The 12,694-nt window shown below is 63.3% G+C and carries 8 protein-coding genes and 1 pseudogene; 6 read left to right on the top strand and 3 right to left on the bottom strand.

The annotated features are described in order from the left end of the window. Window positions 1-73: 73 nt before the first annotated feature. Window positions 74-558: pseudogene (locus tag CIC12_RS26120) on the bottom strand (IS66 family transposase); the annotation flags it as partial. A gap of 197 nt (window positions 559-755) precedes the next feature. On the opposite strand from CIC12_RS26120, the gene CIC12_RS26115 reads away from it, so the two are divergent. The 4 genes from CIC12_RS26115 (at window position 756) to CIC12_RS26100 (ending at window position 5,958) form a co-directional block, all read left to right on the top strand. Next, the gene (locus CIC12_RS26115; protein WP_168668369.1) at window positions 756-1,280 is read left to right on the top strand and encodes a fimbrial protein; all 525 of its coding nucleotides are present in this window, start codon (window positions 756-758) and stop codon (window positions 1,278-1,280) included. A gap of 140 nt (window positions 1,281-1,420) precedes the next feature. After that, window positions 1,421-2,182, top strand: a complete 762-nt coding sequence (locus CIC12_RS26110; RefSeq protein ID WP_168668367.1) for a fimbrial biogenesis chaperone — start codon at window positions 1,421-1,423, stop codon at window positions 2,180-2,182. 6 nt (window positions 2,183-2,188) lie between these two features. Beyond that, window positions 2,189-4,774, top strand: coding sequence for a fimbria/pilus outer membrane usher protein (locus CIC12_RS26105; RefSeq protein ID WP_168668365.1), 2,586 nt, complete (start codon window positions 2,189-2,191; stop codon window positions 4,772-4,774). Further along, window positions 4,681-5,958 (top strand): fimbrial protein, encoded by a 1,278-nt coding sequence (locus CIC12_RS26100; protein ID WP_446728039.1) that lies wholly within the window; start codon window positions 4,681-4,683, stop codon window positions 5,956-5,958. Before CIC12_RS26105 ends, CIC12_RS26100 begins: the two co-directional genes overlap by 94 nt. A 353-nt stretch (window positions 5,959-6,311) precedes the next feature. On the opposite strand, the gene CIC12_RS26095 is transcribed toward CIC12_RS26100, so the two are convergent. Next, a complete protein-coding gene (locus CIC12_RS26095) occupies window positions 6,312-7,532 on the bottom strand; it encodes a CaiB/BaiF CoA transferase family protein (RefSeq protein ID WP_168668361.1) in 1,221 nt (406 codons plus the stop codon). A 330-nt stretch (window positions 7,533-7,862) separates the two neighbouring features. On the opposite strand from CIC12_RS26095, the gene alaS reads away from it, so the two are divergent. After that, window positions 7,863-10,487 (top strand): alanine--tRNA ligase, encoded by a 2,625-nt coding sequence (alaS, locus tag CIC12_RS26090; RefSeq protein WP_168668359.1) that lies wholly within the window; start codon window positions 7,863-7,865, stop codon window positions 10,485-10,487. A gap of 203 nt (window positions 10,488-10,690) precedes the next feature. Here alaS and CIC12_RS26085 read toward each other — a convergent pair whose 3' ends face one another. Beyond that, window positions 10,691-11,653, bottom strand: coding sequence for a LysR family transcriptional regulator (locus CIC12_RS26085; protein WP_168668357.1), 963 nt, complete (start codon window positions 11,651-11,653; stop codon window positions 10,691-10,693). Window positions 11,654-11,782: 129 nt separating this feature from the next. Between CIC12_RS26085 and CIC12_RS26080 the strand changes: the two genes are divergently transcribed. Then, window positions 11,783-12,694: YbfB/YjiJ family MFS transporter (locus tag CIC12_RS26080; protein WP_238812895.1), on the top strand; the 912-nt coding region annotated here is incomplete at its 3' end.

Raw genomic sequence — 12,694 nt, 5'->3', positions numbered from 1 at the left:
GCAAAAAGCAACTACAGACGTGGAACACAGCTAAGCGCGTCACCAGTGACGTCTTGACTGGCGATCGCGATCGTCAGACTGCGCTGCGGAACTGAGCAGCGACCACCCACGGGGCGAATTCGTCGATGCGGTTAATCGCATGGTCGGCGATGTGTGCGAGCACGTAGCGCAGATAGCCTCAGCACCGATGCCATTGAGTTTCGCGTTGCCAACGAGGCTGTAGATGGCAGCGGCACATTCGCCGCCACAGTCTGCTCCAGCAAACAGACAGCTACGGCGACCGATGGCCGCCCCGCGTAGCGCGCACTCGACTGGCAAATGCCCGTTTCGAATTGGCGGCATCGCAAAAGCGCGTGAGCGCCTGGCACCGGTTCAACGCATAGAGGATCGCCTGACTTGTATCGATTTGCGAGAGCGTTCCCAGCGTCGTGGTGAGCCACGCGTGGAAGCGATCGCGCAGCGGCCATGCATGCTCGTGGCGATGCGCGCGGCGCTCGTCGGGCGGTTTGCCCGAATCATTTCTTAGATCCTGTATAGCGCCCCGATACGCTCGAGCGCTCCGGGCACTTCTTCTTGGTGTTTTTCGCAGCACCAATTTTCTCAAGCGTTGGAGGCCCCGGAAACCCCGGGACGCTTCACATGACATTTGCCCGAAAAAACCGAATTAGTTCGATGGTTTCCTGCGTCCGGTTCACTAATAATCCGCCGGCCGCAAATGAGTACGGCGTTCTTTCCCCAACCCTTGGGAGTTACACGTGAAAAAAATTACCCCCGCCCTGGCTGCGGTTGCAGCTTTTGTGGCCTTGGCTCCGGCCGCTCATGCCGCCGACGGCACGTTGAATTTCACCGGCAACATCACGGCCAACAGCTGTGTGATCAACGCCAACGCGCCGGACCTGGCGATCCCTCTCGGCGACGTGCCGGCGAGCGCCCTTGCCTCGGCCGGCCAGCGGGCAGGACAGACGCCGTTTCAGATCGCGCTGACCGGCTGTTCCGGTGGTTCAACGAAGGTTGCGGCCAAGTTCGAGTCGGGTCTGGTAGATCCAGTGACCGGTCACCTGCCGCTGGATGCCACAAGCGGCGCGACCAACGTTCAGGTGGCCATTTTTGATGTCACCGATACCGACAACAAGTTTGGCCAGCTGCCGGCGGCCAGTGCTTACCAGACGCTGACGAGCGGCGCGGCGACCCTGAAGTACAACGCCTGGTACGTCGCGACGGGTGTGGCGACGGTGGGCACCGCCAACGCGAACGCGACCTACACCCTGTCGTATCAGTAAGCGTTTTAGCGGATGGCTGGCAGGGGCGCGCCGGTGTGCATGCCGCCCCTGCCACGGAAGACGAGGGAGCACTGAACAGGACTGCGGCGTGGTTTATGAAGTGCGTCATGCTCAGTGATCCTTATTAAAGTAAATGTGATATGCGAATTCTACAAAAGCTGAGTGCTGTTTTCCTGCTAGCGGTGCTGGGTATCGCGTCGTCGCACGCGGCGGTGTTGATCTACGGGACACGGGTGGTCTACAACGAGGCTTCGCGCGACACGTTGGTTCGGTTGAGCAATGAAGGCAATATTCCCTTGCTGATCCAGGCGTGGCTGGATACAGGAGAAGACAAGCCAGTGGCTGAACAGCAGGTTCCGTTTGTGATCGCCCCACCGGTTTTCCGGATGAACGCACACCAGGGGCAGGTGCTGCGGATCAGTTACACGGGCGAAGCACTGCCCCAGGACAAGGAATCGGTTTTCTGGCTCAACGTACTGGAGATTCCGCCGAAGCCGACGGCGACCGGACAGCAGAATACCTTGCAGATCGCCGTGCGCAACCGCATCAAGCTGTTCTTCAGGCCGACGGCGCTTGCCGAAGGGCCAAAGGATCTCGGCAGCGCGCTCCAGTGGCAACTCACTGGGGAGGGCGAGCATATGAGCGTGACCGTCCGCAACCCGACCACATTTTTTGCGTCTTTTCTGGACGCCTACGTGACCGCCGATGGGACGTCGTATGAACTCGCCACCGATATGGTCGCCCCGGGGACGACTGCGACCTTCCCGCTGCTCAAGCCGACCCGGCTTCCGGGACGGGTACAAGGCGTTCGATTCAAGTTGATCGACGACATTGGCGCCGCGATTGCCGGAGCCGCTTCTCTGGATGGCAACATCTCGTCCCAGTCCTCCAAGAAGGACTGAGCGACCATGCAGCCGTTCAAAGTCAAAGCGCTCGTCACCGCGCTGGCGGGCGTCACGGGCTACGTCCTGAGCGCTCCGGCCTTCGCCGCCGACGGGGCAGTGGCCGATATGGCGCCGCGGCCCGTCCCGGACGACGGCGACGCCGTCATCTTCAATGACGTATTCCTTTCCGGCGCGCAGAAGGTCGACGTTTCGCGCTTTTCCAAAGGAACGCCCCTCGACCCGGGCGCCCACCTCGTCGACATCTTTCTGAACAACAATCGCATGTCGTCGGCCAACGTCATGTTTGTTCGCGTCGAAGGACAGACCGCACCCCAAGCCTGCTTCTCAAAAGCGATGCTGGCCTCACTCGGGCTGGAGCTCGGAAACCTTGACGAGGCGCAACTCGCGCTTTTCGAGCAAGGCGATGGCTGCGTGCGCCTTAATCAGCTGTGGGGGCAAGCGTACAGCGAATACGACAGCACCCAGTTGCGCCTGAACCTGCAGGTGCCGCAAATCGCCCTGTCGAAACGCAGCCGCGGCTTCGTCGACCCGGCACTCTGGGACCAGGGCGCGCCGGTAGCGTTTGCCAACTATAACTACAACACCTATTGGTCGAGTCAGTCTGTGTCCGGCAGCGGCGAGCGCCACATGGTTCGCAACGATTACCTGAGCCTCAGCAGCGGTCTCAATCTCGGGCCGGCTCAGCTACGCTCGCAGGTCAGCTATACCGGGGATTCGGTCCACGGTTACCACTGGCAAAACACGCAGACCTATCTCCAGGCGAGCTTGCCCCTGATCAAGAGCCGCGTCGTGGTCGGCCAATCGTTTACCACGGGTCAGTTCTTCGACAGCATCGGCTTTACCGGCGCCGAAATCGCCACCGACGAACGGATGATTCCCGATGACCAGCGTGGCTACGCTCCGGTGATTCGCGGAGTGGCCCGCACGCAAGCCAAGGTGACAGTCAGACAAGGCGGCTTTGTGCTGCTGGAAACATCGGTGCCGCCCGGCCCTTTCGAGCTGAACGATCTCTACCCGACAGGCTACGGCGGTGACCTGCAAGTGACCGTGACCGAAGCCGACGGCAGCGTGCAGTCGTTTGCTGTTCCCTTCGCTTCGGTGCCGGATATGCTGCGCGAAGGCCAGTGGCGTTATTCGGCGACCGCTGGGCGGCTACGCGATCCGAGCCTGAGCATCGAGCCGATGCTCACCCAGTTGACCTACAGCCGGGGCGTGAACAACTTCGTCACAGCGTACGCGGCGACGCAACTTGCCGACAACTACCTCGCTGGCATGGGCGGCATCGGCCTGAACACGCTATTCGGAGCGGTGACGGCCGATGTGACCCTGTCGCATGCGACGCTCCATCATCTGGGAACACGACAGGGCACGAGCTTCAAGCTGACCCATAGCTACCGCGTGCCTTCCAGCGACACCAGCATTTCGGTCGCCGCGTACCGCTACTCGACCAGCGGCTACATGACGTTGCGCGACACCGCGTACATGAACGACCGGATCAACGCGAACGGCATCGCGCCGGCGGACGTGCCGCGCCCGAAGAGCCGTTTCGACCTGACTCTGAGCCAGCCGCTCGGCACCTATGGACAACTGTACGTCGTCGGCTCGACGACGAATCAATGGGGTGCCAGCGGACGGACAACGCAACTCCAGCTAGGTTATTCCAATACGTTCAGGGGCGTCAGCTACTCGCTCAACTTCAGCCGCGTGCTCGCCGGCCCCAACTTGCAAACGCAGCAGAACAGCGTCTTCCTGGCGGTCACGATTCCGTTCGGCAACCAGTCCGTTCACACGCTGAACTCCACCACGAACCTGGCGAGCACCGGCGGCAGGTACAACGCGCAAACCTCGATCTTCGGCACGGCGTTGGCCGACAACTCGCTGAGCTATGGCGCGCAGGTGGGTTACAACCAGGCAGGGGGGCAGACGAATATAGGCGGCAATGTCCAGCGTCAGTTCAGCAACATGGACGTGCAGGCGGCTGCGTCGCAGTCCGGCAGCTATCGTCAGTATTCGGGCGGGGTCTCCGGCAGCGTCGTCGCGCACCCGGGCGGCGTGACCTTGGGCCACACACTCGGGGAATCGTTCGCCATCGTCGAGGCGCCGGGCGCGCAAGGCGCCAAGGTGGCCAACGCCAGCAACACCTACGTCAATCGCTTCGGTTACGCCGTCGTCCCGTATCTCTCGCCGTTCCGCATGAATGAAGTGATGCTCTCGCCCGAAGGGCTGGACCAGAACATTGAACTTAAGCAGACGAGTCAGGCAATCGCACCTTACGCCGGGGCTGGGGTGCTTCTGAAGTTCGCGACGCAGTACGGGCGCGGCGTGCTCCTCGACCTGAAGCAGTCCTCAGGTGCACCGGTTCCCGTGGGTGCCGACGTGTATGCCGACGACAACGAGGTGATCGGTGTCTTCGGTCAAGGCAGCCGCGCTTTTGTGCGCAGCGCACACGACGCCGGGACGTGGACCGTCAAGTGGGGCGAACAGCGCACGCAGCAATGTACCTATGCCTATGCCTTGCCGAAACAGGTAAAGACCCGTGCCATGACACATGTCGCCGGGATTTGTGCGGCCGTCCAAAGGGGAGAATGATGAACAACATGATCGCGCATCTGCTCAAATACACGACCACAGCGGTGGTTTTTACCACGCTACTGATAGGCAAAGTCTCCATGGCGCATGCGGCCGATGCGGATTGTCGGCCGAGTAGTCAGGCAGGCTCCATCAACACGGTCAATCAGGTGAACTTCGGATCGAGTGTGGCGATTCCCTACGCGGCAGCTGTTGGTGACATCGTCGCCACGGCGGCCTGGAGCGCGCCGTCCTCAGGGTTGAATAATCCTTCGGTCGTCATCCTGCAATGCCGAAAGCCCGGCGATCTGAGGATAACAATTGTCGCCAATCAGACCGACCCGACGCCCCGCGGCTCGCCTGGTTTTCTCTTGACGCTGTCACCCAATATCAATGTCCGCTTCACCCTTGGCACCGACACCAGCAATTCGTCCATGTGGATGAGCACCGCGGGAGCGGGCAATACCATTACCCTTGCCAATGCGATTCCCAATGTTGCAGATGTCGGCGGCGGCCCACTGAACCCTACGCTGGCAAGCGCCAACTTTACCACCCAGCCAGCCGGAACCTACAATCTGACGTTGGCGAGATTGATGCAGTTGATCCCATTGACCGTCACTACCGAGCTTCAGAAACAGTCAACGGCGGGTTCGGTCAGCAATTTTGGCGGGTACAACCGGGTGAGCATGAATCTGCGCTTTACGAACTGGGGAAGCGCGAACTATAACCATGTCCTTGCGCTTTTTCAGCTCACGCCCACGCAATCGACCTCCGCACCGTGCGACCCGATCGTCATGTCGAACACCGTCGTCGATCTGGGGACCTATCCACTGAAATTTTTCAGCGCGGTGGGTACAACAACCAGCAACGTGCCAATTCCAGTCACGATCAGTTGTCCGGGCATGATTTCCGGCGGCAGCGTGTATTACGGTTTTGCGACTGATTATCCCGACGCCACCAGCCTCGACCTGATCGGCAATATGAGCGGTGCTGGCAATGCCACGGGAGTGGCGGTGGNCAATGGCACCACCCGCCGCACCTTACTCAGAAACAATGATTTGACGACCAACTGGACTAATTCGGGTATTACGACCTCGAACAAAACAGCAAGCCTGATGTTTTATGCGCGGATGCGGCAGACCACGGCTACCGTCACGCCAGGGGCCGTCAATACCATCGCTACCTTTCTGGTGAACTTCAAATAAGGCTCGCTCACAACTGTCACTGACCGGCGCTATGGCCATTTCGGGCTCGGCGTCTTGGCGCCGCTCGCCGAACCCCGGGCAGCCATTGCCCATTGCTTGACGATGCCGTCATTGCCGTCATTGCCGGCGTGTTCGGCCGCACTCCGCACTTGCCGAGCACATGGCCTCGGTGGTCGCGCCGGGTTGAGCCGGGCGTCGGTGCGACGGCGTGCATCGCAATGCGCCGCCAGCGCGGCCGACGCGAGGCGTGATCACTGTATGGCGCAGGATGCGGCACCCGCTTCACGATCGAGCCATCAAGCCGCCACCACGTCACCGCTCCGAGCTCTGCCGCCGCGCCACGCCCGCCCCACTCAGATCACGGACTTCGCCCGCAGCTGCGCGACCTTCGCGTCGTCATAGCCGAGCATGTCGCGCAGAATGTTCGCGGTGTGCTCGCCGAGCATAGGCGGGTGCGCCAGCGCCTCGGGCGGTGTGCCGCTCATGTTGATCGGATTGCGCACCAGCTTGACCGTGCCCCCCGACGGATGCGGCAGATCGACCCGCATCCCGCGCGCCACCACGTGCTCGTTCTCGAATACCTCGCCGAGATCGTTGATCGGCCCACAGGGCACGCCGGCCGCCTCGAGCGCGGCGATCCACTGCTGCTTGCCCTGCAGTCGAACCATATCGGAGAGGATCGGCACGAGGATGTCGCGATGACGCACGCGCGCCGGGTTGGTCGCGAAACGCTCGTCGTCGGCGAGTTCGGGGCGACCGCCCGCTTCGACGAATTTGCGAAACTGCCCGTCGTTGCCGACCGCGACGATGATCCAGCCGTCGCTGGTCTGGAAGGTCTGGTAGGGCACGATGTTCGGATGCGCGTTGCCCCAGCGCACCGGCGGCTGGCCGCTCGCCAGGTAGTTCGAATTCATGTTGGCGAGCATCGCGACCTGCACGTCGAGCAGCGCCATATCGATGTACTGCCCTTCGCCGGTGCGGTCGCGGTGCGTGAGCGCGGTAAGCACGGCGATGGTCGAATACATGCCGGTCATCAGGTCGGCGATCGCGACGCCGGCCTTTTGCGGGCCGCCGCCCGGCTGGCCGTCGCGCTCGCCGGTAATGCTCATGAAGCCGCCGATTCCCTGCACGATGAAGTCGTAGCCGGCGCGCTGCGCATAGGGGCCCGTCTGTCCGAAGCCGGTCACCGAGCAGTAGATCAGGTCGGGCTTCACTTTCTTGAGCGACGCGTAGTCGAGCCCGTACTTCTTTAACTGGCCAACCTTGTAGTTCTCCAGAACCACGTCGCTCTGCGCGGCCAGTTCGCGGATGATCCGCTGGCCCTCGGGCGATGCGATATCGACCGTCACCGAGCGCTTGTTGCGATTCGCCGCGAGGTAGTAAGCGGCCTCGCGCGTGTCCGCGCCTTCCGGTGTCTTGAGATACGGAGGCCCCCAGTGGCGAGTGTCGTCGCCGACTTCGGGACGTTCGATCTTGATGACGTCGGCGCCGAAATCGGCGAGCGTCTGCGCGCACCAGGGCCCGGCGAGCACGCGAGTGAGGTCCAGCACGCGGATATGACTGAGAGCGCCCATCTTGTTGAATGTCTCCTAGGTAGCCCAGGCGGCGCGCAAGGCGCCGCGGATGGGGGCAATCTTAAGCGATTCCCGCATGCCGGCGCAGTCAGCCGAACGTCATAGGACGAATCGCATGTAGGCCGCACCTCGCCGGCGCGTATCCGCACATCCCCCCGCACATCTCCCGGTATAACCGGCTACCCAGCCAAACCTGGCCAAACGGCTAACCGTGCGGGGCGGGCTGCCGCGCCGCCGCGCCGATCCCGTATAATCAGTCGTTTAAGAAACAAACAGTTGGCGCATCCCACGATGCCGCCCGGTAACAGCCAGGACCGTCCCCCGCACGCTATGAAAGCCGCCGAAATCCGCGAGAAATTCCTCAAGTTCTTCGAATCGAAGGGCCATACGATCGTTCGCTCGTCGAGCCTTGTGCCCGGCAACGACCCGACACTGCTCTTCACCAATTCGGGAATGGTGCAGTTCAAAGATGTGTTCCTCGGCGCGGAATCGCGTCCGTATTCGCGTGCCACCACCGCGCAGCGCAGCGTGCGCGCGGGCGGCAAGCACAACGATCTCGAAAACGTCGGCTATACCGCGCGTCACCATACGTTCTTCGAAATGCTGGGCAACTTCTCCTTCGGCGACTACTTCAAGCGCGACGCGATCCACTACGCGTGGGAGTTGCTGACAGGCGTCTACCAGTTGCCGAAGGAAAAGCTCTGGGTCACCGTCTATCACGAAGACGACGAAGCGCACGACATCTGGGCGAAGGAAGTGGGCGTGCCGGTCGAGCGCATCATCCGCATCGGCGACAACAAGGGCGCGCGCTACGCGTCGGACAACTTCTGGCAGATGGCCGACACCGGCCCGTGCGGTCCGTGCTCGGAAATTTTCTACGACCACGGCCCGGACGTGTGGGGCGGCCCCCCGGGATCGCCTGAAGAAGACGGCGACCGCTACATCGAGATCTGGAATCTCGTGTTCATGCAGTTCAACCGCGACGCGCAGGGCAACATGACGCCGCTGCCCAAGCAGTGCGTGGACACCGGCATGGGTCTGGAGCGTATCGCCGCAGTGCTGCAGCACGTGCACAGCAACTACGAGATCGACCTGTTCCAGGCGCTCATCGAGGCGGCGGGCCGCGAAACCGGCGTAAGCGACCTGAGCAACAACTCGCTGAAGGTGATCGCGGATCACATCCGCGCGTGCTCGTTCCTGATCGTCGACGGCGTGATCCCGGGCAACGAAGGCCGCGGCTACGTGCTGCGCCGGATCGTGCGCCGCGCGATCCGCCACGGCTACAAGCTGGGCAAGAAGGGTTCGTTCTTCCATCGCATGGTCGCGGACCTCGTCGCGCAGATGGGCGGCGCGTATCCGGAACTGAAAGAAGCAGAGCAGCGCGTTACCGATGTCCTGCGTCAGGAAGAAGAACGTTTCTTCGAGACCATCGAGCATGGCATGTCGATTCTCGACGCGGCGCTGGCCGACCTCGAAGCGAAGGGCGGCAAGACGCTCGACGGCGAACTCGCGTTCAAACTGCACGACACCTACGGTTTCCCGCTGGACCTGACCGCGGACGTATGCCGCGAGCGCGGAGTGACGGTCGACGAACCGGCCTTCGACGAAGCGATGGCGCGCCAGCGCGAACAGGCGCGCGCGGCGGGCAAGTTCAAGATGGCGCAAGGCCTCGAATACTCGGGCGCGAAGACCACGTTCCACGGCTACGAAGAAATCGTCTTCGACGACGCCAAAGTGATCGCGCTGTACGTGGACGGTGCATCGGTGCAGCAAGTGGCGCAGGGCCAGCAGGCTGTCGTCGTGCTCGATCACACACCGTTCTACGCGGAGTCGGGCGGCCAGGTCGGCGACCAGGGCTTGCTCGCGAACGCCAGCGTGCGCTTTGCCGTCGCTGACACGTTGAAGGTGCAAGCTGACGTGGTAGGCCATCACGGCACGCTCGAGCAGGGCACGCTGAAGGTGGGCGACGTCGTGAAGGCGGAAATCGACGCGGTGCGCCGCGCCCGCACGGAGCGCAATCACTCGGCCACGCACCTGATGCACAAGGCGCTGCGTGAAGTGCTCGGTTCGCACGTGCAGCAGAAGGGCTCGCTCGTCGACGCCGACAAGACCCGTTTTGACTTCGCGCACAACGCGCCGATGACGGACGAGCAGATTCGCCGCGTCGAAGAGATCGTCAACGCCGAAGTGCTGGCGAACGCGCCGGGCATCGTGCGTCTGATGCCCTACGACGAAGCGGTGAAGGGCGGCGCGATGGCGCTGTTCGGCGAAAAATACGGCGACGAAGTGCGCGTGCTCGACCTCGGTTTTTCGCGTGAGCTGTGCGGCGGCACGCACGTGCATCGCACTGGCGACATCGGACTCTTCAAGATCGTGATGGAAGGCGGCGTGGCGGCGGGTATTCGTCGCGTGGAAGCGATTACGGGCGACAACGCGGTGCGCTTCGTGCAGGACCTCGACGCGCGCATCAAAGCGGCCGCGGCGGTGTTGAAGGCGCAGCCGTCGGAGCTGACGCAGCGGATCAGCCAGGTGCAGGACCAGGTGAAGTCGCTGGAGAAGGAATTGAGCGCGTTGAAGTCGAAGCTCGCGTCGAGCCAGGGCGATGAGCTGGCCGGGCAGGCGATCGAAGTCGCCGGCGTGCACGTGCTGGCGGCCACGCTCGACGGCGCGGACGTCAAAACGTTGCGCGAGACGGTCGACAAGCTCAAGGACAAGCTCAAGAGCGCGGCGATCGTGCTGGCTTCGGTCGAAGGCGGCAAGGTGAGCCTGATCGCCGGTGTGACCGCCGATGCAAGCAGGAAGGTCAAGGCGGGTGAGCTGGTCAACTTCGTCGCGCAGCAAGTTGGCGGCAAGGGCGGCGGCCGCCCGGACATGGCGCAGGCTGGCGGTACCGAGCCGGCGAATCTGCCTGCTGCGCTGGCTGGCGTGAAGAGCTGGGTCGAAGGCCAGCTCTGATTCGAGTCTGATTGAACCGTGCGGGCCATGCGGGGCGCCAAAACCGGGCGTGCCGCGTGGCCCAGTTTTTTTCGTGCCGTCGTCGCGCGAGGCATGTGCTGACGCGGCGTGATTCACGGGTTCGCCCGCGGTGGGTCTGCGGGCGGCTCCCGACGCTCATGCGGATTCGGCTTTGGCGGTTGTTGCGGTGCCGCTAGCAATGCTCATGCGGCGCCCACGTTTGCGGCCGTTGCCTTGGCGGTCGCTAGCGCTGTGTCCCTTCCGGCCACTGTGTCCATCGGCGCGGCCACACCTCCTTCCTCGGCTGCCACGAGCGTGCGCCGCAGCGCATTGAGCGCGGACGAAAAATGCCCGCGTCGCCACACGAGCAGCGTCTCGATCGTCCCGATATCGGGCAGTTCGTGCACCGCGATATTGCTGGCGTCGGTCTGCAGATCCAGCACTGAGCGCGGCGCCACCGCCACGCCCGCACCGGCTGCCACGCACGCGACGATCGCGTGATACGAGCCGAGCTCCAGCACGCGCGCGGGTCTCACGCCGTGCTCCAGATACCATTTTTCGATATAAGCCCGGTACGCACAGCCACGCTCGAACGCAATCAGCGTCGATAGCGCCACGTCGCGCACTTCCTGTATCGGCCGATGTCCGCGGGGTGTGAGCATCACCAGCTCTTCCTTGAAGACCGACACCGTTTCGAACAGGTCGCCGAGCGAAGCCGGGTCCAGCGGCGTCGCCACGAGCGCTGCATCCACTTCGAACTCGCGCACCCGCTCGATCAGTTTGCCGGTCGTGCCGGTCTCCAGTTCCAGGGCGACGGCGGGCCATTGCTGGTGATATTGCGCGAGCAGGGCGGGCAGGCGCGTCGCCGCGACGCTCTCCATCGTGCCCAACCGCAAGCGTCCGCTCGGACGATCCTCGCGCACCGCATGACGCGCCTCGTCGGCGAGCGCGAGCAGGCGCTCGGCGTAGGGCAGCAGCGTTTCGCCCGCCGGCGTCAGGACGAGCCGCCGGCCGTCGCGGATGAACAGGTCGGTGCCGAGCTGCTCCTCAAGCTGCTTGATGCGCGTGGTCACGTTCGACTGCACGCGATTGAGCTTGGCAGCGGCGCGCGTCACGCCGTTTTCCCGCACGACCGCGCGAAAAATGGTCAAGGCCGCCAGATCCATGATTCTCTCCAAGCGATGACTGACATCCTAATTATTCATTTTTCGTGATTGAAAGGTCAAGCTAATATGCATTTGACCCATCGACCCGGACGCTGCGCCGGCCCGCCTCACCGTCATTTGTTTCCGATCATGACCGACCTCGTTTCCCGTACGTACGATCGCTTTTCCGAGCCCCATGCCGCGCGCCGTGCGGCGCTCGCCTGCATGGCGACGCTGGCCGTCACGCTCGGCATCGGGCGATTCGCGTTCACGCCCCTACTGCCGCTGATGCTGCATGGCGGCGCGCTCGGTCAGCCGCAGCTCGACATCCAGCAGGGCGGCTGGCTGGCATCGTTCAACTACGCGGGTTATTTCATCGGCGCGGTCAGTTGCGCCGCTTTGCGGGTCGAACCGGCGCGCATGGTGCGTGCGGGGCTCGTCCTGACGGTTCTGCTGACGCTCGCGATGGGCGTCACAAGCCAGTTCTGGGTGTGGGCGTTGGTACGCTTTGTCGCCGGTGCTGTGAGTGCGTGGACGTTCGTCTTCGCGTCCCAGTGGGGCCTGCGGCGACTCGCCGAACTGGGGGCGCAGCAGTGGAGTGGGGTGATTTATACCGGACCGGGGGTGGGGATCGCGGGGACCGGCTTGCTGGTGAGCGCAGCAGGCGGCTACGGCGCGACGGTGGGGTGGATCGGTTTTGCGCTGATCGGCGCAGTTCTGTCGATCGTGGTTTGGCCAGTCTTTGGCGCTGCGTCCGGCGACAGTGCGAAGTGGATGGCGGCTCGCCAAGGTGCTCCGGCGGACAGCGGCAATGCGGCGCAGCGCGTGGCCGGACATTCAGTCGTGAGAGCGCGGGCCGAGAGCCGATTCGCCGCGAGCCCTGCTTCCGGCGAGCACGGCGTGGCTCAACCCGCAGCGGATGAACGGGCCGTTGGGCCATCGGGAGCGGACGGGCGCGCGGTTGGGCAACCCGCCGCGGACCTTCGAGCCGAGAGCCGCGAATCCACCGGGAGAGAGCAAACCCCCGACCATCCCGCCGACGTAGCCCTCTCCGGCGCACAC

The organism is Paraburkholderia sp. SG-MS1 (assembly GCF_012275575.1).
Classification (GTDB): Bacteria; Pseudomonadota; Gammaproteobacteria; order Burkholderiales; family Burkholderiaceae; genus Paraburkholderia.
This window is presented reverse-complemented; position numbering and strand designations above follow the sequence as displayed.